This is a genomic window from Mucilaginibacter agri, from assembly GCF_009928685.1.
In the GTDB taxonomy this organism is placed as follows: Bacteria; Bacteroidota; Bacteroidia; order Sphingobacteriales; family Sphingobacteriaceae; genus Mucilaginibacter; species Mucilaginibacter agri.
The window spans coordinates 481,255-503,711 of sequence record NZ_WWEO01000043.1 but is presented as its reverse complement, the minus strand read 5'-3'; the positions used below and the strand labels follow the sequence as shown (position 1 = coordinate 503,711).

Annotated in this window: 26 protein-coding genes; 8 read left to right on the top strand and 18 right to left on the bottom strand. The window is 42.9% G+C overall.

The window, feature by feature from the left end; all coding sequences use genetic code 11:
* Positions 1 to 77: 77 nt before the first annotated feature.
* Positions 78 to 671: a DUF5683 domain-containing protein gene (locus tag GSY63_RS15165; protein ID WP_166586656.1), complete on the bottom strand. Its 594-nt coding sequence runs from the start codon at positions 669 to 671 to the stop codon at positions 78 to 80.
* A gap of 268 nt (positions 672 to 939) precedes the next feature.
* Here GSY63_RS15165 and fabG point away from each other — a divergent pair, with 268 nt between their 5' ends.
* The 3 genes from fabG to GSY63_RS15150 are packed head-to-tail and all read left to right on the top strand — an operon-like array spanning position 940 to position 4,104.
* Positions 940 to 1,683 carry a 3-oxoacyl-[acyl-carrier-protein] reductase gene (fabG, locus tag GSY63_RS15160; RefSeq protein ID WP_166586655.1) on the top strand — a complete coding sequence of 248 codons (744 nt, stop codon included), beginning with the start codon at positions 940 to 942 and terminating at the stop codon, positions 1,681 to 1,683.
* A gap of 33 nt (positions 1,684 to 1,716) precedes the next feature.
* Positions 1,717 to 1,959, top strand: coding sequence for a DUF3253 domain-containing protein (locus GSY63_RS15155; protein ID WP_166586654.1), 243 nt, complete (start codon positions 1,717 to 1,719; stop codon positions 1,957 to 1,959).
* A gap of 54 nt (positions 1,960 to 2,013) precedes the next feature.
* Complete coding sequence (locus GSY63_RS15150; RefSeq protein WP_166586653.1) at positions 2,014 to 4,104, top strand: vWA domain-containing protein; 2,091 nt, start codon at positions 2,014 to 2,016, stop codon at positions 4,102 to 4,104.
* A gap of 327 nt (positions 4,105 to 4,431) precedes the next feature.
* On the opposite strand, the gene GSY63_RS15145 is transcribed toward GSY63_RS15150, so the two are convergent.
* Both GSY63_RS15145 and GSY63_RS15140 read right to left on the bottom strand, forming a co-directional pair.
* Positions 4,432 to 4,755, bottom strand: coding sequence for an FtsB family cell division protein (locus GSY63_RS15145; RefSeq protein WP_243749239.1), 324 nt, complete (start codon positions 4,753 to 4,755; stop codon positions 4,432 to 4,434).
* 118 nt (positions 4,756 to 4,873) lie between these two features.
* Positions 4,874 to 6,214: a DEAD/DEAH box helicase gene (locus GSY63_RS15140; protein WP_166586652.1), complete on the bottom strand. Its 1,341-nt coding sequence runs from the start codon at positions 6,212 to 6,214 to the stop codon at positions 4,874 to 4,876.
* 321 nt (positions 6,215 to 6,535) lie between these two features.
* Here GSY63_RS15140 and GSY63_RS15135 point away from each other — a divergent pair, with 321 nt between their 5' ends.
* Positions 6,536 to 6,907 carry a hypothetical protein gene (locus GSY63_RS15135; protein ID WP_166586651.1) on the top strand — a complete coding sequence of 124 codons (372 nt, stop codon included), beginning with the start codon at positions 6,536 to 6,538 and terminating at the stop codon, positions 6,905 to 6,907.
* 71 nt (positions 6,908 to 6,978) lie between these two features.
* On the opposite strand, the gene GSY63_RS15130 is transcribed toward GSY63_RS15135, so the two are convergent.
* The 8 genes from GSY63_RS15130 to GSY63_RS15095 all read right to left on the bottom strand — a co-directional run bounded on the left by GSY63_RS15130 (position 6,979) and on the right by GSY63_RS15095 (position 12,957).
* Positions 6,979 to 7,335 (bottom strand): B-box zinc finger protein, encoded by a 357-nt coding sequence (locus GSY63_RS15130; RefSeq protein WP_166586650.1) that lies wholly within the window; start codon positions 7,333 to 7,335, stop codon positions 6,979 to 6,981.
* A gap of 92 nt (positions 7,336 to 7,427) precedes the next feature.
* Positions 7,428 to 7,844, bottom strand: coding sequence for a DUF7683 domain-containing protein (locus GSY63_RS15125; RefSeq protein ID WP_166586649.1), 417 nt, complete (start codon positions 7,842 to 7,844; stop codon positions 7,428 to 7,430).
* A 56-nt stretch (positions 7,845 to 7,900) separates the two neighbouring features.
* Positions 7,901 to 9,199, bottom strand: coding sequence for a phosphopyruvate hydratase (gene eno / locus GSY63_RS15120; RefSeq protein WP_166586648.1), 1,299 nt, complete (start codon positions 9,197 to 9,199; stop codon positions 7,901 to 7,903).
* A 137-nt stretch (positions 9,200 to 9,336) separates the two neighbouring features.
* The gene (locus GSY63_RS15115) at positions 9,337 to 10,074 is read right to left on the bottom strand and encodes a DUF2490 domain-containing protein (protein WP_166586647.1); all 738 of its coding nucleotides are present in this window, start codon (positions 10,072 to 10,074) and stop codon (positions 9,337 to 9,339) included.
* 73 nt (positions 10,075 to 10,147) lie between these two features.
* A complete protein-coding gene (locus GSY63_RS15110; RefSeq protein ID WP_166586646.1) occupies positions 10,148 to 11,245 on the bottom strand; it encodes an ABC transporter permease in 1,098 nt (365 codons plus the stop codon).
* 120 nt (positions 11,246 to 11,365) lie between these two features.
* Positions 11,366 to 12,130 (bottom strand): ABC transporter ATP-binding protein, encoded by a 765-nt coding sequence (locus GSY63_RS15105; RefSeq protein ID WP_166586645.1) that lies wholly within the window; start codon positions 12,128 to 12,130, stop codon positions 11,366 to 11,368.
* A gap of 155 nt (positions 12,131 to 12,285) precedes the next feature.
* Positions 12,286 to 12,498: a hypervirulence associated TUDOR domain-containing protein gene (locus GSY63_RS15100; protein WP_166586644.1), complete on the bottom strand. Its 213-nt coding sequence runs from the start codon at positions 12,496 to 12,498 to the stop codon at positions 12,286 to 12,288.
* A 45-nt stretch (positions 12,499 to 12,543) separates the two neighbouring features.
* Entirely contained in the window at positions 12,544 to 12,957 is a 414-nt protein-coding gene (locus GSY63_RS15095; RefSeq protein ID WP_166586643.1) for a putative periplasmic lipoprotein, read from the bottom strand.
* Between the two features lie 501 nt (positions 12,958 to 13,458).
* On the opposite strand from GSY63_RS15095, the gene GSY63_RS15090 reads away from it, so the two are divergent.
* Positions 13,459 to 13,791, top strand: a complete 333-nt coding sequence (locus tag GSY63_RS15090; RefSeq protein WP_166586642.1) for a hypothetical protein — start codon at positions 13,459 to 13,461, stop codon at positions 13,789 to 13,791.
* 138 nt (positions 13,792 to 13,929) lie between these two features.
* On the opposite strand, the gene GSY63_RS15085 is transcribed toward GSY63_RS15090, so the two are convergent.
* Complete coding sequence (locus GSY63_RS15085) at positions 13,930 to 14,142, bottom strand: cysteine-rich CWC family protein (RefSeq protein WP_166586641.1); 213 nt, start codon at positions 14,140 to 14,142, stop codon at positions 13,930 to 13,932.
* A gap of 115 nt (positions 14,143 to 14,257) precedes the next feature.
* Here GSY63_RS15085 and GSY63_RS15080 point away from each other — a divergent pair, with 115 nt between their 5' ends.
* The gene (locus GSY63_RS15080) at positions 14,258 to 15,565 is read left to right on the top strand and encodes a DUF885 domain-containing protein (RefSeq protein WP_166586640.1); all 1,308 of its coding nucleotides are present in this window, start codon (positions 14,258 to 14,260) and stop codon (positions 15,563 to 15,565) included.
* 37 nt (positions 15,566 to 15,602) lie between these two features.
* Here GSY63_RS15080 and GSY63_RS15075 read toward each other — a convergent pair whose 3' ends face one another.
* From GSY63_RS15075 to GSY63_RS15065, 3 genes are all read right to left on the bottom strand, one after another.
* A complete protein-coding gene (locus GSY63_RS15075; RefSeq protein ID WP_166586639.1) occupies positions 15,603 to 15,968 on the bottom strand; it encodes a methionine-R-sulfoxide reductase in 366 nt (121 codons plus the stop codon).
* Positions 15,969 to 16,227: 259 nt separating this feature from the next.
* On the bottom strand, positions 16,228 to 16,692 hold the full coding sequence (locus GSY63_RS15070; RefSeq protein WP_166586638.1) for a hypothetical protein: 465 nt from the start codon (positions 16,690 to 16,692) through the stop codon (positions 16,228 to 16,230).
* 28 nt (positions 16,693 to 16,720) lie between these two features.
* Positions 16,721 to 18,244: a serine hydrolase domain-containing protein gene (locus tag GSY63_RS15065; RefSeq protein WP_166586637.1), complete on the bottom strand. Its 1,524-nt coding sequence runs from the start codon at positions 18,242 to 18,244 to the stop codon at positions 16,721 to 16,723.
* 160 nt (positions 18,245 to 18,404) lie between these two features.
* Between GSY63_RS15065 and GSY63_RS15060 the strand changes: the two genes are divergently transcribed.
* Both GSY63_RS15060 and GSY63_RS15055 read left to right on the top strand, forming a co-directional pair.
* Entirely contained in the window at positions 18,405 to 19,229 is an 825-nt protein-coding gene (locus tag GSY63_RS15060; protein WP_166586636.1) for an SDR family oxidoreductase, read from the top strand.
* Positions 19,230 to 19,251: 22 nt separating this feature from the next.
* Positions 19,252 to 19,674, top strand: a complete 423-nt coding sequence (locus GSY63_RS15055) for a VOC family protein (RefSeq protein WP_166586635.1) — start codon at positions 19,252 to 19,254, stop codon at positions 19,672 to 19,674.
* A gap of 385 nt (positions 19,675 to 20,059) precedes the next feature.
* Here the strand turns inward: GSY63_RS15055 and sucD are convergent, their stop codons facing one another.
* The 3 genes from sucD to GSY63_RS15045 form a co-directional block, all read right to left on the bottom strand.
* On the bottom strand, positions 20,060 to 20,938 hold the full coding sequence (gene sucD, locus GSY63_RS15050) for a succinate--CoA ligase subunit alpha (RefSeq protein ID WP_166586634.1): 879 nt from the start codon (positions 20,936 to 20,938) through the stop codon (positions 20,060 to 20,062).
* Positions 20,939 to 21,225: 287 nt separating this feature from the next.
* On the bottom strand, positions 21,226 to 21,348 hold the full coding sequence (locus GSY63_RS25005; RefSeq protein WP_262887364.1) for a hypothetical protein: 123 nt from the start codon (positions 21,346 to 21,348) through the stop codon (positions 21,226 to 21,228).
* Between the two features lie 12 nt (positions 21,349 to 21,360).
* Positions 21,361 to 21,918, bottom strand: coding sequence for a PPC domain-containing DNA-binding protein (locus GSY63_RS15045; protein WP_166586633.1), 558 nt, complete (start codon positions 21,916 to 21,918; stop codon positions 21,361 to 21,363).
* Between the last annotated feature and the right edge of the window lie 539 nt (positions 21,919 to 22,457).

Genomic DNA, 22,457 nt, shown 5'->3' with positions numbered 1-22,457 from the left:
TTTTATAAATGTCGGTTATACAAATATAACAGCATGAGTGAGGGATGCAAGAGTAGGCGAAATAAAAACAAGGATTGCTACAGCGTTAGGCTCAATTTTAAACCCGGTGCAATCGGGCTGCTATTGTTGACTGCATAGGCCGGTTGAGTTATCGTAGATGGGGAAACTTTAAAACTTAGGTTATTATCAACCGAGTATGAATGAATAAATTTTGCGCTTATATAAGCATCAACACAGTTAATTCCCCATACGGCCACAAAGCCTAGTACGCTTATCTGGAAATTGCGATCTGCGTTGTTGGCGGCATTTATAAAATCATTATAGCCACCGGAAAACCCCTTGAACTTAGGGTTTCGTGTCGTTCCATTTAAGCGGGCTTCCGCTTCGTTATAATACAAATGATAATTATTGCGATTATCTACCATAGATTTAATCAATAGCCCGAAACCAGTATAAATAAAAGGCACTTTCCACCATTGGCCGTTATACACTTGCCCTAATCCAGGTAGAATTGCAGAGCGCACCCATGCTTTGTGTGGGCTGTGGCTATTATCCGGAAAATTTGGCTTGTCTTGATTATTCATCCGAGTTCGCATGTTTACGGATACACTGTCAATAGTATTGGCTGGGCTATCGTGCTGCGCTTTTGCTGTAAAGCCAATAAAATTCACACAGCAGCTGATCAATAAAATTTTTACTAGAACAGACCATTTAGGGATCATGCAAGGTGGATAATTGTGATAATAATTTGGTTAACTACTGTGCTTGTGATTCCACAACGCAGTAATTTCATTAACGTTACCGAAAGCGGGAAATTGTATTTAAGAAAGATTTATACTCCGGCACAAACTCTTAGGCAATGTTAGAGGCATATTACCAACCTTTCGCAGTTCCGGGTTAAATTCATTATCTTCACCGCCCGAAATCATTTTTGAAATTATGAAACTGTTAGAAGGAAAAACCGCATTGGTTACCGGCGCTTCAAAAGGTATTGGCCGCATGATTGCTCAGAAATTTGCCGAGCATGGCGCCAATGTGGCATTCACCTACTTATCGTCTATTGAAAAAGGCGAGGCTTTAGAAAAAGAGTTACAAGCTTACGGAACCAAAGTAAAAGGTTACCGCTCTGACGCTTCGAAATTTGACGAAGCCGAAAAACTTATCTCTGATATTGTTGCCGAATTTGGCACCCTTAATATTGTTGTTAACAACGCAGGTATTACCAAAGATGGTTTACTGATGCGTATGACCGAAGAAAACTGGGACGACGTGATGAACGTTAACCTGAAATCTGTTTTCAACGTTACCAAAGCAGCGTCTAAAATTATGATGAAAAACCGTGCAGGTGCTTTTATCAACATCAGCTCTGTAGTTGGCGTACAAGGTAATGCTGGCCAGGCAAATTATGCAGCTTCTAAAGCTGGTATTATCGGTTTCTCTAAATCTATTGCACAAGAGCTTGGCTCACGTAACATCCGTACCAACGTTGTTGCACCGGGCTTTGTCCGCACCGAAATGACCGACGTATTAGATCCTAAAGTAGTTGAAGGCTGGACAGCCGGCATCCCGCTTAAACGTGGTGGCGAAACTACCGAAGTTGCTGATACCTGTGTATTTTTGGCATCTGATATGGCAAGCTACATTACCGGCCAGGTATTGGCAGTTGATGGCGGTATGCTTTAATACGTTTTCAGTTGCCTGTTACAAGTTTTCAGCATGGACAAAGCGTCGATCTCTAAAACAATCATTAGCATGGCAACCGAACGCGGGATTGACAAATCTATTTGCCCCTCTGACGTAGCCCGAGCATTGTTCGCGCCTAATTGGCGCAAACACATGGATGATGTAAGAGAGATAGCCATTGATTTACAGCAGCAAGGTAAAGTTACCATCACACAAGGTAATGAGCCTGTTGATATCAATAATATCCACGGCCCTATCCGCATTAAAATTGTTTAGCGGTTAACATACATTCTTTTTAAAAAATAAAAACAGCATATTTGAAATACAGATATGCTGTTTTTATTTGCTATTACATGGGGTACCGTTTCGGGCTGGTGGGTTATACCATGCTTGCTGTTAGGCATTTTATATGCCTGGGTACTTTATAAACAACCTACCAATTTTAATAACAAGCTAGGTTATGCACTGGCTACTATAAGGGCCGCAGCTGTAGCTATTATTGCCTTTCTGTTATTATCCCCCCTCATTAAAACAGTTACCTATCAGCCGCAAAAACCGCTGGTGTTAATTGCGCAGGATAACTCATCGTCTATTGAAAAATTTAATCCCAAGGGAACCGACTTAAAACAAGTTACGAACGACCTGGGTAAGTTAAAGCAAACGCTTGGCGACAAGTACGACGTTCGTGAAGTGCATTTCGGGAAAGACCTTCAACAAGGCCTTGCAAACAACTTTAGCAACAAGCAAACTGATATATCATCTGCCTTACATCAGCTTAATGAGCAATTTGTAAATCAGAATATCGGTGCCGTAATATTAGCTACAGATGGTCTTTATAACCAGGGAAGCGATCCGCAGTATGAAGCGCGTAACCTCAAAGCAAGTATCTACACCGTAGCCCTGGGCGATACCACCATTAGGCGCGACCTGTTGATCAACAACATCAATTATAATAAAACTGCCCTATTGGGTAATGATTTTGAGATCGAAGTGCAAGCCGGCGCGTATTTGAGCAATGGAGAAACTATACAGCTCAACGTTACCGAAGATGGCCGGTCTGTATTGAATAAGAACGAGCCTATTGATGCTAACAACTGGCAAAAAACCATTTTGCTTAAATTAAATGCAGACAAAAAAGGGCTGCATAAGTTTACATTCAGTATCACCCCGGTTAAAAATGAGGCATCGGTTCAAAACAATACCGAAACCGTTTATATACATATTCTGGACGCCCGCCAAAAGATATTGCTGATATATAACAGCCCCCACCCCGACATTGGCACGCTGAAACAAGCAATAGAGAACAACCGTAATTACGAGTTAAAGGTTATAGATGCCGCCGACTTATCGAAGGTTAAATTGAGCGATTATAACCTGCTGATACTTCATCAACTGCAGGCCTCTGCTTATATGCCTTTGCAAAAGTATTTGGCGAACAGCCCCGTGCCTGTATGGTATATGGCTGGAGCGCAGACCAATCCTGCAGACTTCGACCTGCAGCAGAAACTGATTAAGATCAGCTCCAGCCGGCAAGATGTGCAGGAAGCCTTTGCGCAGCCTCAAGCCGATTTTAACAGCTTTACCTTGAGTGATTCTACACTTACCAAATTGCAGCAGCTGCCGCCGTTACTGGCACCTTATGGCAGTTACACTGCGGGCTCTACAGTCAATATTTTATTTAAACAGAAGATAGGCAGCATTGCCACCCAATACCCGCTCTGGGCTTTTGAAGACGACCATAGTCGCCGCACTGCTGTACTTGCTGGCGAGGGCCTGTGGCGCTGGCAGCTTGCGGAGTATCAAACTTATGGCACGCACAGCGCTTTAGACGAACTGATCTCGCAAAGCATACAGTACCTTACCGCCAATGCCAACAGGCAGCGCTTCAGAGTTTATACTGCCAAAAATGTGTTTGATGAAAGTGAACACGTGATCATCAATGCCGAGTTGTACAACGAAGCTCTGGCGCTAACCAATACGCCTGATGTTAAGCTTGACCTTAAAGATGCGAAAGGCAAAAGCTACAGCTATCAATTTAGTCGCGCAGGACAAAGCTACCAGCTTGATGCCGGCATATTAGCTCCCGGCGAATATACTTATATCGCCGGTACACAAATAGGTAAGCAAAAGCTTTCGGCTAACGGGCAGCTGAACGTAAAATCTATCGACCTGGAAGCCCGTCAGAGCACAGCTAACCACCAGTTGTTAAGAAACATCAGCAAGCAATCGGGCGGGCAGATAGTATTGCCTGCGGAAATCAATAAACTAGCTGCAATGATTCGCCAGAACGACAATATCAAAACGCTGGTTAATGAAGACAAGCGCTACAATGAGCTTATTGATATTAAGTGGGTATTTGTGCTGATTCTGGCGTTATTGAGTACGGAGTGGTTTTTGAGGAAACGGGAAGGGGATATATAAGGTGGTAGTGATGAAGTGCTAACTCAGAGTCCGTTTTTCATTAGGAACGGGTGTGGGTATTATTCATCGTCAGTGGAAGTACTTTTTTCTTTTCTCTCAAAAGAAAAAAGTACCAAAAAAGAAAAGTCGCAGCCGGATTCTGTTGCTATCAACTTTCAGTGCTTTAGCAATACCTCTGCCACCCGCAACATTACCAATGCTGCCCTAAGACGGTTACGTTACGATAGTAGTGGATTCGGAAATAAATGTACCAAGTATCTTGAGAATGACCCAGATAAAAAAGAAGATCTGTCTTGATTCCTGATTCTCGATTCTTGCTTCTAATAACTACTCTTCTTTCTTCTCTTTCACTACCACAAAAATATCCTCGTTATCTTTTTTCATAAGGTATTTTTCGCGGGCGAATTTTTCGAGTTTGGCTTTGTCGGAGGTAAGCTCGTCAAGGTCTTTGGATACCTTGGCAGTTTCTTTTTGGTAGAACTCGCTTTCCTGTTTTAGTTTGCTTACCTGTTGGTGGTATTGGTATTGCGAGTACAGGTCGTTTTTATCGAAGAAAATCATCCATACCACAAATGCCAGTGTTACCAGGAAGTATTTGTTACGCAAAAGATCAAGAAGACGCTGCATATCAAGTGGTTGAATTTTCTTCATAAAAATAGTGAAATATATTTAACTCGTGCAACAGATTTACAGAGAATATGTTGCCTTAAAATAACAAAGCCCCCATCAATTACTATTGTAATTAATGGGGGCTTCAAAGGTAATTAAATTATCTTCTTCCGCCACTATTACGTTCGCCGCCACCTGTGCGGTTTCCACCAGCATTTGCATTGCGGTTAGCACCCGATGAACGGCCGCCACCACCACCCGAAGGCCTTCTGCCACGATTGCGATTGCGTTCGCTCGACGAAGGCTTTTGATGAGTTGGGTTCTTTTTCAAATCCTGGCGGATACGATCTTGCAGCGTGCCGCCTTTAAGTGGGTAAGGATGCGTTTCGTCAACAGGGATAGTTTTCCCAATAGTTTTATGAATATCCTTTAACAGATCTTTTTCTTCTTCATCGCAAAAAGAGAAAGCGATACCATTAGCACCTGCCCTACCGGTACGGCCAATACGGTGTACATAGGTTTCGGGCACTTCAGGTAGTTCGTATTGGATAACGTGTGTAAGATCATCAACATCAATACCACGAGCGGCAATATCAGTAGCCACCAGTACACGGGTAGCACTGTTTTTAAAGTTTGTTAATGCACGCTGACGGGCATTTTGTGATTTATTACCATGAATGGCCTCGGCAGTAACACCTGTACGATTGAGGTCTTTCACAACCTTATCGGCACCATGCTTAGTGCGGGTAAATACCAACACCCGTTTAATCTCTTTATCCTTTAAAATGTGCGAAAGCAACGAACGCTTATCACCTTTATCTACAAAGAATATCGACTGGTTAATGGTATCAGCAGTAGAAGATACCGGGGTAACTTCTACTTTCTCTGGCTTATTTAAAATGGTATCAGCGAGGGTTTGGATTTCTTTAGGCATGGTAGCCGAGAAGAAAAGCGTTTGCCTTTTAGATGGCACCTTAGCAATGATCTTCTTAACATCGTGCACAAAACCCATATCGAGCATACGATCGGCCTCGTCCAATACCAATAGTTTGACATGGTCGAGATGTACATAACGCTGGTTCATTAAGTCTAATAAACGACCAGGTGTAGCCACTAAAATATCAACGCCGCGACGCAACGCATCAACCTGCGGATTTTGAGAAACACCACCAAATATCACCAGATGCTTTAAACCGGTGTGGCGACCGTAAGCAGCAATGCTCTCGCCGATTTGGATAGCCAACTCGCGGGTTGGGGTAAGTATAAGCGCCTTAATTGCCTTAGGCTCTTTATGTTGCGTACGTTCTTCGTGCAGAATTTGCAGAATAGGAATAGAGAATGCCGCAGTTTTACCGGTGCCGGTTTGCGCACAACCTAACAAATCCTTACGCTGTAATATAATAGGAATTGATTGTTGCTGTATGGGAGTGGGTGTAGTATATCCCTCGGTTTTTAAGGCCTTGAGGATGGGCTCAATTAAATTTAAATCTTGAAATAACATGTATTGTTTGATAATGTAAGCATCTGGCTAAATGGGGAGTATGTTTTTAAATCAGATGCCAGATTATAATACAAAGGTACACATTAGTTTGCAAGTAGCATGTCACAAAAGAAAGGCGGTATTCTATGTCCTTTTGCAATCATTTATGCCCAGGCTTCATTTCTCAACAAATGCCCGTTATTTCCGAAGAGGCAATTTATTTAACCCACACTTAGTGTACCAAGTACATATTCACTCCTATGAGGTGTATGGCAGCGTGTCGGTGTTATTGTTGTATTGTATTTGGCATCTATTTAAAATAAAATTTTAGACGATCCATTTATGAAAAAACTAGCATTTCTATTTATCCCACTTATTATAGCAGCTGCTGGATGCAGCAAAAACCACACTAACGATGATACTACTGACAATGTTAAACGTACAGGCTACATCCAGGTAACCTGCGACAATTGCAAAGTTGGCTATGGCATGCCCGACCAATACCGTGCGTTTGACGTAACAGGTACATCTGCCAAGGCAGAATTTACTTACCAAACCGGTTATACCTTACAAGCTTATATCACTGCTGTAGACCATTCGCAAAAAATAAATATCACTGTTTATAATGCAGACAATCAGGTGATTTATAACAACGCCACCACCCAGGGTACAACCGGGTATTGGGATGTGAGTACATTATTAACAAATAATTAGGCATAATATGAAAAAAGAAAGAGCTCTCTGATAATATCAGGGGGCTCTTTCTTTTTAAAACAAATTGCTTATTAATTCGACCGACTCATCTTGCGGCCGCTTATGATAGTTAAAACGGCCCCGATAATAAAAATTGACCCGGCAGCGAAACCGTAAAATTTCAGATCGGAATACATAAAAGCGGTTGCGAAGAAAAGGCAACCCAGCGCCCCGTAAATAAACGCGGCGCGGTAATAAGCGCCTTTGGTCTTTCCTTGTATACTTTGATTTCTATTGATCATGCCGTTAATCATTTTTACTTTTTCGGCACAATGTTCAGAACAGGCTATGCCGTCCTCCAGTTCGATGGCGCAAAGCGGGCAAACGCCTTTATTGCAGTTTTTACAAATAGCATTCGCCTGCTGATTGGGGTGGGTGTAACAGTGCATTAGTTTGAATCAAATTTTATTGCGATCTAATAATATTTTACAGATTGGATTTAGGGAGGGCTTCGATATTTTGAAAGCTATCAATCGTTCCTTTATTCGGATAATTTTGGTTTTAAACGTTTCGCATCTGGAAACCCCGGCAAAAATTTAGGGGCTGGATATAGTCCCATAAAACCACCATCTTTTTTTGATTCGCTTGGATCTGTTGTGTAGGCAGATAACCAATATTCATATCTATCGAAATCAAACTCAACTTCAGTCTCCAAGATATAATTAAAGAACTCCACATCGTCTTCATCAATTAATATTAAATCAATAATAGGATCGTCCCCATCGGCGCTATAGTATTGCTGTAGAATTGAAACATCTATTTCCGGTATTAATATTTCATCTACGAGTTCTTCTCCTTGTTTTTGCCAAACTTGAATTTCTCGCTTAAACCACTTCGGGTAATTTGATTCCATATCGCGAAAATAAGAAAAGCCGACATAAGCCAGCTTTTCTTTCATATCTCGAAAGTTAACCGATCAACTTAACCAACCGGTCAACCCATCTTCAACTCAAATTATTTCTTCTTCAAGAATTTGAAGTTTTTACCGATGAATTTTGCGTTCTCGCCCAATTCTTCTTCGATACGTAATAACTGGTTGTATTTAGCGATCCTGTCTGAACGTGATGCAGAACCGGTTTTGATCTGACCGCAGTTCAGAGCAACAGCTAAGTCTGCAATTGTAGCATCCTCAGTTTCGCCAGAACGGTGGCTCATTACAGAAGTATAACCGTTAGTTTGTGCTAAAGTTACCGCGTTGATGGTTTCAGTTAACGAACCGATTTGATTTACTTTAACCAGGATAGAGTTAGCAGTATCTTCGTCGATACCTCTTTGTAAACGTTTAACGTTAGTTACAAACAAATCGTCGCCTACTAATTGTACTTTATCGCCAATTTTTTCGGTCAATAATTTCCAGCCAGCCCAGTCGTCTTCAGCCATACCGTCTTCGATAGAAACGATTGGGTATTTAGCAGCTAATGAAGCCAGGTAATCAGCTTGCTCTTCGCTGGTGCGGATAGCACCTTTTTCGCCTTCAAATTTAGTATAGTCGTATTTACCGTCTTTGTAAAACTCAGAGGCAGCACAGTCAAACGCTAAATAGATATCTTCACCTGGTTTGTAACCAGCTTTTTCAATTGCTTGTAAAATGGTTTCAACACCATCTTCAGTACCTTCGAAAGTTGGAGCGAAACCACCTTCGTCGCCCACTGCTGTAGATAAACCTCTGTCGTGTAAAATCTTTTTCAGGTTGTGGAATACTTCAGTACCCCATCTTAAAGCCTCAGAGAATGAAGGTGCGCCAATCGGCATAATCATAAACTCCTGGAATGCGATAGGCGCATCAGAGTGTGAACCACCGTTAACGATGTTCATCATCGGGATTGGTAAAGTGTTAGCATTTACACCACCAATGTAACGGTATAAAGGCTGACGGCTTTCTTGTGCAGCAGCTTTAGCAACCGCTAAAGAAACACCCAAGATAGCGTTAGCACCTAATTTACCTTTGTTTTCGGTACCATCAAGATCAATCATGATCTTGTCAATAGCGTTTTGTTCAAACACATCGATACCTTGTAGTTCTTTTGCTATAATGTCGTTTACATTAGCAACGGCTTTTAAAACGCCTTTACCCATGTAAACAGCTTTGTCGTTATCGCGCAGCTCAACTGCCTCATGTACACCCGTTGAAGCACCAGAAGGTACTGCTGCACGGCCAAGGGCGCCGTTTTCGGTTAATACTTCAACTTCAATTGTGGGGTTACCGCGAGAATCCAGAATCTGGCGGGCATGGACATCAATGATCAAGCTCATTTTTATTACTTTTTTATGGTAAGTGTATACAATACAATATTTCGCGTGCTAAGATAAATCAAAAACCTAAAAAAGAAAGGTTAAAATTAGGTTAAGTTAAAACAGCGTAAGTAAAATTCGGTTTACGTAACCTTAATTTAATCTTTGGTGGTAGGTAAAATACCCGAACTGCTCTTCTTACGCTGAATATTGTACATCACCATTACCATCATATTGTTTTTATCATTGCTTGAAGCCGGCAAATTATTAAACTGATTGATCCAGCCTGCCTGTAAGTTTAAAGCTTTAGTAAACTGATAGCCTAAGAGCGCACAAACACGGTTTCGTTCAAAGTTCGGTGTTTTATTATTGAAGAAGATCTCATCAAAAACCGATAAGAACACAGTATTGGGAACAAACTTAGTATGATTGATAGGTACCAAAGCGTTTAAGCGATAGCGAAAACGGTTACGGTAGGTATTTCCCGCGTCGCTGTTGAGCCAGCGTTGCTCTACCCGGTAGCGGTGCTCCAGCTTTACCCGGCCAACAAACTCTACCGATGTAAATTGCTCCCACAAGCGATTCTCTTTTACAAGCGGACCTTTATCCAGATCGAGGTAGTCATAAGTTGTATAATGCCCCGTGCCGATCAATGCATAAGAATTATTATCGAAGTTATAGCTTACGCCACCTTTCACCTCATAATAAAAGAAGTTACGAAACAATGTTTCATCTGTACGGCCTTGCAACTCGGCGTAGCCTCCCCAACGGTGTTCTGTACTACCGGGCAACACCAGCGTAGCCAAACCCCAGGTGCCGGTTTTGTTTGATTGCGCAAAACAACTGCCCGTAATGGCAAAGAGAGCAATAGTAAGATATAAACGGATATTAAACATTTGCGGCCAATGTTAACTTAGTGTTAAAATTGGCCGCAAAGATAACAATAGTGTTACAATTAGAAAATACTCATTAAGCTTCCCACTTAAAGGTTTTAATGGCTACAGCATAAATACCAACGCCCCATACCAATAGTATTAACAGTTGGTGAGTAACATCGCCCAGGCCGGCCCCTTCAAACGCAACCTGGCGCATGGCATTATTTAGGTGCGTTAAGGGCAAGGCATTACTTACTGGCTGCAACCATTTAGGGAATGCGCTGGTTGAAAAGAATGTGCCCGACAATAAAAATTGCGGCAGGGTAATAATGTTGGATAATGGCGGTATCGAACTCTCATTCTTAGCAATGCCCGACACCGTGAAACCAAAGCCCATAAATATAACAAGCCCCACCAGCGAGAGTATTAGCATATTAACAACCGTTACCCAGCCGTGTATCAGCGTAAAGCCAAAAGCGAAATGACCAACGCAGATAATAAATATAGCGCCCGCCATGGCAAATACCACACGGGCTATCATTTCGCCCAATACAATGCTGTAGCGTTTAACCGGGGTTGCGAAAAAGCGTTTGATCACCAGTGTTTGGCGCAGGCTCAGGAATACGAAGGCTGTACCGAACACCCCAGTGCTTAACAACGAGAAGCCTAACTGGCCTGGCAAAATAAAGTCGATGTATTTGTATGCCCTACCGCTTACGGTTGCTTGTTTCAGTTCGGCAACGGGCGGCGGTGCATTACTGCCCCCGGTATTAACCTGGTAAAAAATGCTTTGCAGCAATGATTTGAGAATATTGCCTTTTTCTGCCGAAGCACGGGTATATTTTACGTTAACTGTAAATACTGGTTTACCCATATTTTTGCGAATATCGATCATGGCATCCAGCGAGCCTTTTTCGAGGTTCTTCTGCATCTCTACAGCAGCTTGCTTAGTAACCAGGTTTACTACGCTTACTTTTTTCAAAGCCTGGTAAATGGGGTTCAACGTATCACTGCCTTTAGCTACGCCAACATCTACCGTAACACCGCCGCCGCCAATGTTGGCAAACACGGTAATAAATATTAACGGAAAAAGCAGACTGAACACAACCGCCGAGGGGCTGCGTAATATGGATAGCAAACTGGCTTTTGCAATAGCCATTGTTGCGTTAAAATTGCTGTATTTATTGATCATTGGTTCTTTAGGTTAGCCTCACCCCAACCCTCTCCTGGGGAGAGGGAGTTTTAAATATTGTGATTGTTTAACTATTGATTGTGATTATTTACTCCTCCCCTTCGGGGAGGCCGGGAGGGGTTACCCCTCTCTCCACTCCTTACCTGTCAAATTGATAAATACATCTTCCAGGTTGGCTTGCTTTACGGTTTTCTTGCGCTCAAAGCCTGATGCAACCAGGGTGTCGATAAAATGATCGGGAGTGTCTATGCCGATGATGTGTCCGCCGTCGACAAAAGCTACGCGATCGCATAACACTTCGGCTTCGTCCATATAATGGGTGGTGATCACAACCGTTGTACCGGCTTTCTGTATTTCGCGGATCAGATCCCACAGGTTACGACGCGCCTGCGGGTCGAGGCCGGTGGTCGGTTCATCGAGGAAAACTACACGTGGATTATTAATCAAGGTGGTGGCTATAGAGAAGCGCTGTTTTTGTCCACCCGATAAGTCTTTGTATTTAGCCTTGGCCTTGTCGGTAAGGTTAACCTTCTCCAACATTTCTGCCGGACTAACCTTTATACCATACAGACCTGAAAAAAGATCAATAAGTTCAGTAAGGTTAAGGTTGGGATAATAACCGGCTGCCTGTAATTGCACACCGATGCGTTTTTTAATACTACCGGCATCTGTATCCACATTAAAACCATCAACAGTAACCTCGCCCGATGTTTTGTCGCGTAGGGTTTCGATGATCTCTAAAGTGGTGGTTTTGCCGGCGCCGTTAGGCCCGAGGAGGCCGAAGATCTCGCCTTCGAAAACCTCAAAGCTAATGTCTTTAACCGCGGTAAAGTCGTCATACTGCTTTACCAGGTTTTTAACCGTGATAATAGGGGTTTTTGCCATAGTTTAAATATCGCTTTTCATTGGCAAAAAACGATACACTTTTTCGGCGAATGGCAGATAAAAAGCGGTGAAGTTGGGAAAAGCCTCATCCGACCCTCTCCAGTAAAGAGCGGGCAAAAAAGTCCTCTCCTCTGGAGAGGATTTAGGTGAGGCCTCTATTTCTTGGCCTTCTTCAACTCACTTTCCGATTTCAGCACCTTTTGGCCCTTATCGGTTTTCAGTTCGTAGGCAGGCTCATCTTTAGATGCGTTTCGTTTTACCGTAGCGCCTTTAATGTGCTCGGTAACCGGGTGTTCAATTTTCTTTTCGATTTTACCTTTGGCTTCGCCTTTGCCCCAGCTCCAGTGTACGGCATCTCCCTTTTTCATAACAAATTCTTTTGTTTAGGGATACTGTGCAATAACGATGCCTGACTATTCTACCAGCAGCGTATCGGTGATGATAGTGAGGCTATCGCTACCGCTTTTGTAAAACTTAAGGTAATAAGTACCGGCTTTAGTGGCCTTAAATTTATAGGAAGCCGTTTTATAAGTACTAGCAGGTGTTTCGCAAACGCTGCAACTATCGTGCGATGCAAATGCTTTTATATAAATCAGGTTCTCAGCCGAATCTTGCGTAAGGTTCACAAACTGATCGCAGCCGTTAATGGCCTTCCAGCTAATGTCGAACGTGGTTTCTTTATTTACAGTGGTTTTAGTTGGGCCGCTTACGCTTACAATATCATGCTGCAGGGTATCGGCGCATGCAACTGCCAGAGGTTTTACATCCCCTTTTCTGCAAGCTGCCAAAAACAGCACCAATATTAACAGATATGTAAGGTTTCTCATAGCGGCAATTGTAACGTAATTGGAGGCGTTTTTGCGATTACTGTTATAAAATTGCATTTATAATCTGGGACGGTCAATAGAGTATAGACAAATAATGCTATTGTATCGACGAATATCGCATCGCCCTGCCAATTAGTTTGTTAGCTCGCGAAATACGTGCATTAAAATTTCGGCACGTTCTATAAAATAAATAACAAAGTTGATGAGTAGCGTTTTCATGATATTGTATGTTGATTACCTTACAAAGGTGCTTCAAAGGGCATTTTCAACACAGTTGTTTTAGGTAAGCGGGGGCATTTTATCGGTAAACGATTTCATGAAGCGGGTTAATTGGTTCGGCGATTCGTTAGTTGATTGGGTGTATGGTGGGCGATTGTCGGTGAAAATATATTAATGAGTAAGGAGAGAGTTTTGAATAAGTAAATAATATCTCGACAGCCACTGCTACGCAAACCCTACCTACCCTTTTTTGTTAGGCTTAAACATTTACCGCAGCAAGTCATGTTCACCGCAAAGATTATTCGCCACAGGCACAAGTTTCACCATTACATTAACGACGATCTGAAGTCTGTTAAAGAGGAAACCTTTTTCAAGATCGTGTTCTCGGCACCTGACGAGTTCGAGCGGTTCAAAGACTGGATTGTACAACATGGCGGCGAGTACAAATACAACAAAGACGAAAGCCGGCAAGAAGGCTCCTTCCCTAGAGTGCCCGAATTTGAGGACGAGATTTGCTGGTGCGACATCATGACCTATTACCTGATGCACGTAGCAGGTTACACTTTTTACTCTACCATACATCCGTATAAGGGAGAGGTGTATGTGAAGGGGTAAAGAGAAGCAAGAATCGAGAATCGAGAATCAGGAATCAAGACAAATACCTACAGACACAATACTTTGTGTCTTATTGGAACAACGACAGACAGGAGATGATAAAACTTAACTTATTCTATCATTCACTCCTTTTATCACTCACTCATTAATCTCAGCTCTATACTCATCCCTCAGCTCTGTGAGGCATGCGGCGCAAAGGCAGCCGTCGTATTGCTCGCTGATGTATTGGGTTTCGTTGATGTTGAGCTGCACAGTCATACACTGGCATTTGGTAAACGAGTTGGCCTTGCACTCAAACGGCGAACGGCAGCGTTCGCAGGCAACTATTTCGTGTTTGGTGTGGGCGTACATTTGTTTAACTCGGTAACTTGATGCGATAGCTGTAAAAATACGATTTATCACCGTCCGGATATTCACCTCTCTGTAATTATCGCCCAACGTTTATATTTGACGACTGCTTACACTTATGCAGTTTACAGATATGCGTTCGACCTTATTATTCATTTACTTTTTACTGCTTGCTTCTGCAGGCTTCGCCCAAAGCAAATTCGATGCTTTTACGCAACAATTTGTAAGCGGTTATAGTGCGCTTCGCATAGCCGAACTCCAATTGGGCTATGCAGATAATTTTAAACTCATTAAATCGGCAGATAGCATCAGATTACAGGCTAATTTCTTTAAGGATGCACAAAATCAGCTTGGCAAATTTAACTACAATAAGCTATCTGAAACGCAGCAGCAAGACTACCAGCTGATCAAATACGAATCGGCCATTAACCTCGAAAGGCTAGGATTGGAGAAAAACATTTCGCAGGCCTTTCTGAAAAACACAACCTTGGTTGGCTTGTACAGCATGCCTGATGGCAAACAATGGTATGCTTACTTTTTAAAACGATGGCTTAGCGACACCGCCACTCCAGATCAGATCTATGCCTTTGGACTGAAAGAGGTTGAAGATGTAGAACAGCATATCAAAAACATTCAACAACAAAGCGGACTAAGCGAAGATGCCTTTTATAAACACCTGAATGATTCTACTTTCTTTATCAATAACCCGGCAACAGTTCAACAGGCGTTTGAGCGCGACGAGCAGGTGATTATGAATCGCATGGACAATCTTTTCACAAATCGCACTATACCCAAGCTTTCTATAAAAAGAAGTACCAATAAGATGCTGATGCAGGCTCCGGGTTATTATGACGATAACACATTTTATTATACCCTATTTGACAAACCTTATAACAAACGCCAGGTAGATTGGCTGTTTATGCATGAAGCCATCCCCGGCCACCATTACCAGCTATCTATTGCCGATGCAACCCAGTCGTCTCAAGTACAAAAGCTATTTAACTACCCCGGCTTTGCCGAAGGCTGGGGCGCTTATACCGAAAGCCTTGGTAAAGACCTGGGCCTATATCAAACCATGTACGACGAGTTAGGCCGATGGGAATGGGACATTGTGCGCTCGGTACGCGTGCCGATGGACATCGGTATTAATTATTACGGCTGGACAGATGATCAAGCCCTGGCTTTCTGGAAAAAGCATATCCGCAACCAGGATGATATTGCTATGCGTGAAATCAAGAGGGTTAGGCGCTGGCCTGTGCAGGCTATTACCTACAAATATGGCGCAGCGCAAATACTAAAATGGAAAGCCGAGCTGCAAAAACAACAAGGCCAAAAGTTTGATATTAAAGACTTTCATAACCGCATACTTAGTCATGGTTCTTTGCCATTGTTTTTGGTGAAAGAGAATGTAAACAAGAAAGGCTAACCCCTTCGGATTAGCCTTTCTTGTTTTTTTAATCGGTTTAATCAGCCAGCGGCACAAACTTCATTGATATTGAGTTTACGCAATGACGGGTATTCTTTTCAGTAAAGCGTTCGCCTGTAAATACGTGACCCAGGTGGGCACCGCAATTGGCGCAAAGTATTTCGGTACGGCTACCGTCGGCGTCCGTTTCCCGACGTACCGCACCTGGTATCTCATCGTCGAAACTTGGCCATCCGCAAAACGATTCGAACTTATCGGCCGAGTTGTATAGCGGTGCATCGCAACGGCGGCAAACATACACGCCCTGTGCTTTATTATTTAACAGTTCGCCGGTAAAGGGGCGCTCTGTGCCTTTGTATAATATTACCCTTTCTTCTTCGGGTGTTAGCTTATTGTATTCCATATTTTTAATGATTGAGTTTTGAATGAGTGAAGGATCGGATACTCATTTTTGTTATATAAATATACGCATAAAACACGGCTTGGCTTGTACCGTTTGGTATAATTTACATGGGTTTGACGCGACACCATAACGTCATGCCGAACTTGTTTCGGCAGCCCACATGCCGGGTAAGCATCATGCAAATCTCAGACCCTTTTTGAGGAAATATCCGCTTATCTAAACTCACCCAGTAATTAAATTCCGACAATTCTGCTTCAAACTACGCGACTATTGATTCGATCATTGAAATCGTATTATCTCTGGATCTGACATATCCTAAATGAAGAAGTAATCGAAATATTGTAGCAGCAAACATCAGTATCAGAAATCTACTGATGTAGGATATTATTTCAGAATTTTTAATCGCAAAGCCAACTATCACCATTGTTAAAACAACAAACCAGCACGTAAATAGAATTAAAAAAGGCTTATGTAAACTCGTCTCAACTTGTATTTCGGTGATATCGTTTGCGTCTTTAAAAACGCCCCTTGCCACGCATAAACTCGCTATGGGCGTTGCACCAATAATCCTGAATCCCTGGTTATTTATTTGTCCGATAAAAAGCTTATCCGTTTTCTCCACTAAAAGTGATGATCGCCGGAGAGTTCCATTTGATATTTTTTCTTCTACTTCAGCTTTGGTGAGTTTTGTTGAAAGAGTAAAATGATCTTTACTGTATGACATTTGTATTTTATGTATTAATAATGCTTTTCTACTTCACCACCTCTAAATGATACTCCTGTATTAAAGCCGGATTTTCGGGTGTCAGCGTAAAACTTACCTTGATATTAGCATTTTCACCCTGCATTATAAACGAGCCACGAAGCTGGTTTAGGGCAACCATTTCGCTTACGCTAACAATTTTTCCTGCTTTGGCGAAAGCTGCTTTGGCATTGGCCTTAAGCTCATCCACAAAATAATCTGACCAGAAATTTTGCGCGAATATAGGGCTTGCTTTGGCATTGGCCCAATTAGGCAATAGCTTAATCAACTCACTTTTGCGCTGGTTTAAAATGGCCGATGGAGGCAACAGCCGAGGTTGCGCACCCGACAGAGCCAGCAACGTATCTAAAGCCTGCTTATTAGGCGCACCTGCATTGGCGTAAGTAAGGTTTACAAATGATACAATACCGATGCCATACTCAGGCAAAATATTCCATTGGCTGCCGAAACCGGGCAGACCGCCGGTGTGGCCTACGTACACGCGATTATCGCAGTCTTTGGTCCAGCGCAGGCCGTAGCAATAGGCAGCCATGGTTGGGCAGGGTTTGCCGTTGCTTAGCTTGGCTTGTAAGTTTAACGCCGATACATCCCAGGGATACTGCATTTCTCTTATCGAACTGCGTTTAATCGGTCCGGTTTCTGCATCGTCTCGCGGGGGCCAGGCAGCTAGGTGCAGTGCCATGTATTTACTAAAATCTTCAATAGTGGTAATTAAACCGCCCATAGCGCCGTAAGAACCATCATGCAGTAAAGCCTCCTCTACCCAGTTGTTATTTAACCAACGGTAACCATGCGCCAGTTGTTCTTTGGGCACTTTTGTGTACTCCCAATAGGTATGGGTCATGCCAAGGGGCTTCAATATATTTTCGCTGATATAATCTTCATAACTTTTGCCCGATACTTTCTTGATGATGTAGCCTAAAGTGGCAAAACCAAGGTTACTGTACTCGTAACCCAAACCCGGGTCGTTAGAAAACGACACACCTTTTCTGTAGATATTCAGTAGATCATCGTCACTGTCGGCCAATTGGCGGTCGCCCCAGGGGTTATCTTCGGGGAAGCCTGCTGTGTGGGTAAGCAAATTTCGGATGGTTATCGCGGCGGCATCTTTGGTAAGCAACTTGCTATTTTTCATTTCGGGCACGTACATACTGGCGGGGTCGTCCAATTTCAGTTTGCCTTCATCGCGTAGCTTCAAAATGGCCATTGCAGTAAAGCTCTTCGTCATGGATGCAATGCGAAAGGCCGATTTCGAATTCACCTCAGTTTTATTGGGCAGGTCTGTATATCCAATGCCTCCCACATGCACCAGTTGCCCGTCAACCACAATACCATAAGCCACGCCCGGCCAATGGTTGGCCGCCGCGTAATCTTTATAAATCTGATCTATAGCAGCAAAACTCGCAGCTATCTTCTTACCCCGATCGGCGTCGGAAAAAACAGGGAGCTTATAGGTTTGCCCGAAGGTTATTAAAGTGCAGATAGAAAGCAGCAGGGTAAGTTTGTATTTCATAAATAGCAGATTGGGTGTGTCAATTTATAAAATTTCTGGTGTAATAATTCGTAAAAGACACGCTCCTGCCCACTCTAGAGAGGGGAATTTGAAACTTCATTATCGGTATTGTAATTGCGGGTTAGTTTTATCTACTTTTAAATAAACATAAATCATCGCTATGAAACAGAGCATTTTAATAACCGGCGCATCAGCGGGCATTGGTAAAGCCTCTGCAATTTATTTTGCAAATAAAGGCTGGAATGTGGCCGCAACTATGCGCAACACCGGCAATCAACCCGAGTTAGAACAGCATAACAATATTAAACTTTACCAACTGGATGTTACCGATGCGGAAAGTGTTACCGCAGCCGCACAAGCTGTAGTTGACGATTTTGGCCAAATAGATGTATTACTTAATAACGCAGGTTACGGCCTTGTTGGCCCTCTGGAATCGGCTACAGAAGCCGATGTAATGAAACAGTTCGATACAAATCTATTTGGTGTTATCCGTGTTATAAAGGCTGTAGTACCAACCATGAAAGCCCAAAAGAACGGTATTATCATCAACGTAACTTCTATTGGTGGCTTGGTTGCCTTTCCATTTAATTCGCTATACCATGCCACTAAATTTGGTTTGGATGGCCTTTCAGAATCGCTGAAATACGAGTTTAAACCTTTCGGCATTAAAGTTAAGGTAGTTGCACCCGGAGGTGTTATTACAGATTTTGCAGGCCGCTCTTTGCATACCACTATTAAACCCGGCGAAAAATCTGACTACGACGAAGCACTTGCTAAAGTATGGGCAAGGTTCGACGCCAATAAGGAAAACTATTCAACGGCCGAGCTAATGGCGGAGATCATTTACGGAGCAGCCACCGATGGCTCCGACCAGCTCCGCTACGTTGCCGGCAAAGATGCAGAAGGCGTTTACGCTGCATGGAAGAGCATGGACAACGAGGCCTTTTTTGATATGGTAAGTAAGAATTTCGGGCTCGAGGAATAGCTTAAACGTTAAATAAAATATCATGGCAAATACCTATCCACCAATAATCCCTATGCTGGCCTACGAAGATGGCGTAAAAGCGATGGAGTGGCTAAGCCGGGTTTTCGGTTTTACAGAACAAACCAAATGGCTTGACGATAACGGCCGACTAACGCATGGCGAGCTTGCAATGGGCGAAGGTGTAATTATGCTTGCCGAACCCTCGCCAGATTATCAAAGTCCGCGACACCACCGTGAAGTTTGCGAGGCTTCGGCTAAATGGCAGTCGGTGCCTTATGTTATTAACGGTGTATTGGTTTATGTGGACGATGTGGAAGCGCATTTTGAACATGCCAAAGCTTCGGGAGCAACGATATTATCAGCAATAGAAACCGGTGGGCCAGGTACGCGTTACCGCGCAGAAGATCTGGAAGGACAAAGATGGATGTTTATGGAGAAGGGATGATTTGGCGTGCAGACGTGCATGTATGCAGATGAGCAAATGTGCAGGTGCGTGGAATTCTAATATTTGTCGCAGATAACCCACCCCTGCCAATGCGCATTTCCACCGCGCCCCCTCCAGGGAGGGGAATGAAAAAAATCCGCTAATTCACTAATTTGTAAATGTGCCGATAAAGAATCCGATTACTTATCGTAGATGGTTTACCCCTGCCAATGCGCTATCCAACGGACTCTTCCGGGGAGGGGAATGAAAAATTCTGACAATTCACTAATTCTATAAATTCAGGTTCAGATTCAAACAAAAAAAATCCCGATCCAACCGGACCGGGATTTTCTATAATTTAAGATCAGGTCTTGACTCCTGATTCTCGATTTTTGCTTCTAAAAGCTTATGCTAATTTAGCCAGCTCTTCTGCCATAGCAGCGCCAATTTCGGCAGGCGATTGTACTACGCGGATACCGCACTCAGCCATAATTTTCATTTTGGCAGCAGCAGTATCATCAGCACCCCCTACAATAGCACCAGCGTGACCCATACGACGGCCCGGAGGCGCAGTTTGACCAGCGATGAAACCTACAACAGGTTTAGTACCGTTTTCTTTGATCCAACGGGCAGCATCAGCTTCCATGCCGCCACCAATCTCGCCGATCATAATGATACCGTGAGTGTCCGGATCGTTCATCAATAATTCAACCGCTTCTTTGGTTGGAGTACCAATAATCGGATCGCCACCAATACCGATAGCGGTAGTGATACCTAAACCAGCTTTAACAACCTGGTCAACAGCTTCGTAAGTTAAAGTTCCTGATTTTGAAACCACACCCACGTTACCTTTTTTGAAGATAAAGCCTGGCATAATACCAATCTTAGCTTCGTCGGCAGTAATAATGCCCGGACAGTTAGGGCCGATTAAACGGCTATCCTTGTCTGTTAAATATTCTTTAACCGCAATCATATCCTTTGTAGGGATACCTTCGGTAATACATACAATAACTTTAATACCAGCTTCGGCAGCTTCCATAATTGCATCGGCTGCAAATGCAGGAGGTACAAATATGATAGATACATCAGCACCGGTTTTATCAACCGCATCTTTAACAGTATTAAACACCGGTTTGCCCAAATGTTCCTGACCGCCTTTGCCTGGCGTTACACCGCCAACCAACTGGGTTCCGTACTCGATCATTTGCGAGGCATGGTAGGTACCTTCGTTACCGGTAAAACCCTGTACTATAACTTTTGAATCTTTGTTTACGAGAACGCTCATGGTTTTTTCTTTATTCAACGGCAAAGCTAAAGTTATTGACTATAAAGTCAAATTATTTGTGTCTTAAAAACGTAATACGTTAAACGTTTTACATGGCAGGTGTTGGAGCGGGTTTTTAGCTATTGTTTAACACCGCTTTAAAAAGCGTTTTGTCATTCAGAACGTAGTGAAGAATCTTCTTCGATTAGCAGCTTATAGGATGCTTTGCCTAAGTTAATATCGCCTGGATAAAATTCTTACTACGTCTCGATAAACTACTCACCAATAACTAATCAACTGCTCATTAACTATGGCATTGCCTGCGGTCCGGGCTTTCCGCTCATACGCCTGCAGGCATTAGGCTCGTGGCCGGTATTCGCTGCAATCCCTAATGCGAAAAATGGCGAGTACAGCACAACCCCTATTTTCATTCACTCATTGCTTTACAGCTCCGGATGCAGCAAATTAATATTCGACTCCGCATCATATTGCTTATGTAGTATGGCTGGGGTTACAGTTACTACCACCTCTAAAGTTGGATAAACAAACGCCTCGATCAAATGACCACCGTGCACCATGCCGTTTTGATCGGCAACGTTTACATGCGCATGCACCGAGGGTTTACCGTTAATGATAGAAATGTCGCCAACCATTGAGGTTATTTCTGCCTGCTCGTTCAACGAAAATACCTTGAACATCTTTTTATCCTTATCAAACCAGCCAAACTTGCTCGACGTAGCATCGCCAATAGCCGTAAACGAGGCACTGGTTACCTTATACTTTTGCGCAAACTCCGTAAGGCCCGACATTACTTCATCGCCTTTGGCAAATACCAGCACATAAACTTTGGTGCCGCCATTATCGTTCAGCAACTTCACTTTCACACCCGGCGACCGGCCAGTTTTAGCAGGGTTGGTTGCAGGTAGATATTCCTGCGCGAATAATGAAGTGCTTAATAACCCGAAAAATGCTGTTAATACTAGTTTGTTAAATGTAGTCATAGCTTTATCTCTTTACTGCAAGACTAACTTTTTAGCAACACAAAGGTTTATGGTAATTAAGAAACGGACTTTGAGGTGACAGTGGTAGGTTGTGGAAAGATGGTTAGAAGGAAATCAAATAGCCGGTGATAGTACCGACCATAGGTTGAAACGTTCGAAGTCTCTAACTTCAAACGACACCGCGTTATTTAGTTTGATAAGTACGAATTACCTCGCCAGTTAGTGGATTTATTATAACAGCTGTATCGCACCAATTAAACAGTACCAACTCTCCATCATTATTTATTATCGATCCAGTATATGGGCAATCATCAGAGCCCCTATAATAAAGTTTTACATCCTCTATTCGCCATAGAAAATCGCCAATTGTACTAAAAGCAAAAACGTTGTAGTTATAAATGATGTTCGCAGGAGGTTCAAGTATGATAACAATAACATTATCAATCTGCAGCACTTCTTTTATAGGATGCTCGAGATCCAATGAATAACCATTGCGAAAGGTAATATTGTTAATTGTAGTAACGTAATTCATATTTTAT

What these genes read in the sequence shown, in the direction of transcription:
- fabG (WP_166586655.1), top strand. Translation starts at nt 940, where the DNA reads ATGAAACTGTTAGAAGGAAAAACCGCATTGGTTACCGGCGCTTCAAAA.
- GSY63_RS15155 (WP_166586654.1), top strand. Translation starts at nt 1,717, where the DNA reads ATGGACAAAGCGTCGATCTCTAAAACAATCATTAGCATGGCAACCGAA.
- GSY63_RS15150 (WP_166586653.1), top strand. Translation starts at nt 2,014, where the DNA reads ATGCTGTTTTTATTTGCTATTACATGGGGTACCGTTTCGGGCTGGTGG.
- GSY63_RS15145 (WP_243749239.1), bottom strand. Translation starts at nt 4,755, where the DNA reads ATGAAGAAAATTCAACCACTTGATATGCAGCGTCTTCTTGATCTTTTG.
- GSY63_RS15140 (WP_166586652.1), bottom strand. Translation starts at nt 6,214, where the DNA reads ATGTTATTTCAAGATTTAAATTTAATTGAGCCCATCCTCAAGGCCTTA.
- GSY63_RS15135 (WP_166586651.1), top strand. Translation starts at nt 6,536, where the DNA reads ATGAAAAAACTAGCATTTCTATTTATCCCACTTATTATAGCAGCTGCT.
- GSY63_RS15130 (WP_166586650.1), bottom strand. Translation starts at nt 7,335, where the DNA reads ATGCACTGTTACACCCACCCCAATCAGCAGGCGAATGCTATTTGTAAA.
- GSY63_RS15125 (WP_166586649.1), bottom strand. Translation starts at nt 7,844, where the DNA reads ATGAAAGAAAAGCTGGCTTATGTCGGCTTTTCTTATTTTCGCGATATG.
- eno (WP_166586648.1), bottom strand. Translation starts at nt 9,199, where the DNA reads ATGAGCTTGATCATTGATGTCCATGCCCGCCAGATTCTGGATTCTCGC.
- GSY63_RS15115 (WP_166586647.1), bottom strand. Translation starts at nt 10,074, where the DNA reads ATGTTTAATATCCGTTTATATCTTACTATTGCTCTCTTTGCCATTACG.
- GSY63_RS15110 (WP_166586646.1), bottom strand. Translation starts at nt 11,245, where the DNA reads ATGATCAATAAATACAGCAATTTTAACGCAACAATGGCTATTGCAAAA.
- GSY63_RS15105 (WP_166586645.1), bottom strand. Translation starts at nt 12,130, where the DNA reads ATGGCAAAAACCCCTATTATCACGGTTAAAAACCTGGTAAAGCAGTAT.
- GSY63_RS15100 (WP_166586644.1), bottom strand. Translation starts at nt 12,498, where the DNA reads ATGAAAAAGGGAGATGCCGTACACTGGAGCTGGGGCAAAGGCGAAGCC.
- GSY63_RS15095 (WP_166586643.1), bottom strand. Translation starts at nt 12,957, where the DNA reads ATGAGAAACCTTACATATCTGTTAATATTGGTGCTGTTTTTGGCAGCT.
- GSY63_RS15090 (WP_166586642.1), top strand. Translation starts at nt 13,459, where the DNA reads ATGTTCACCGCAAAGATTATTCGCCACAGGCACAAGTTTCACCATTAC.
- GSY63_RS15085 (WP_166586641.1), bottom strand. Translation starts at nt 14,142, where the DNA reads ATGTACGCCCACACCAAACACGAAATAGTTGCCTGCGAACGCTGCCGT.
- GSY63_RS15080 (WP_166586640.1), top strand. Translation starts at nt 14,258, where the DNA reads ATGCAGTTTACAGATATGCGTTCGACCTTATTATTCATTTACTTTTTA.
- GSY63_RS15075 (WP_166586639.1), bottom strand. Translation starts at nt 15,968, where the DNA reads ATGGAATACAATAAGCTAACACCCGAAGAAGAAAGGGTAATATTATAC.
- GSY63_RS15070 (WP_166586638.1), bottom strand. Translation starts at nt 16,692, where the DNA reads ATGTCATACAGTAAAGATCATTTTACTCTTTCAACAAAACTCACCAAA.
- GSY63_RS15065 (WP_166586637.1), bottom strand. Translation starts at nt 18,244, where the DNA reads ATGAAATACAAACTTACCCTGCTGCTTTCTATCTGCACTTTAATAACC.
- GSY63_RS15060 (WP_166586636.1), top strand. Translation starts at nt 18,405, where the DNA reads ATGAAACAGAGCATTTTAATAACCGGCGCATCAGCGGGCATTGGTAAA.
- GSY63_RS15055 (WP_166586635.1), top strand. Translation starts at nt 19,252, where the DNA reads ATGGCAAATACCTATCCACCAATAATCCCTATGCTGGCCTACGAAGAT.
- sucD (WP_166586634.1), bottom strand. Translation starts at nt 20,938, where the DNA reads ATGAGCGTTCTCGTAAACAAAGATTCAAAAGTTATAGTACAGGGTTTT.
- GSY63_RS25005 (WP_262887364.1), bottom strand. Translation starts at nt 21,348, where the DNA reads ATGAAAATAGGGGTTGTGCTGTACTCGCCATTTTTCGCATTAGGGATT.
- GSY63_RS15045 (WP_166586633.1), bottom strand. Translation starts at nt 21,918, where the DNA reads ATGACTACATTTAACAAACTAGTATTAACAGCATTTTTCGGGTTATTA.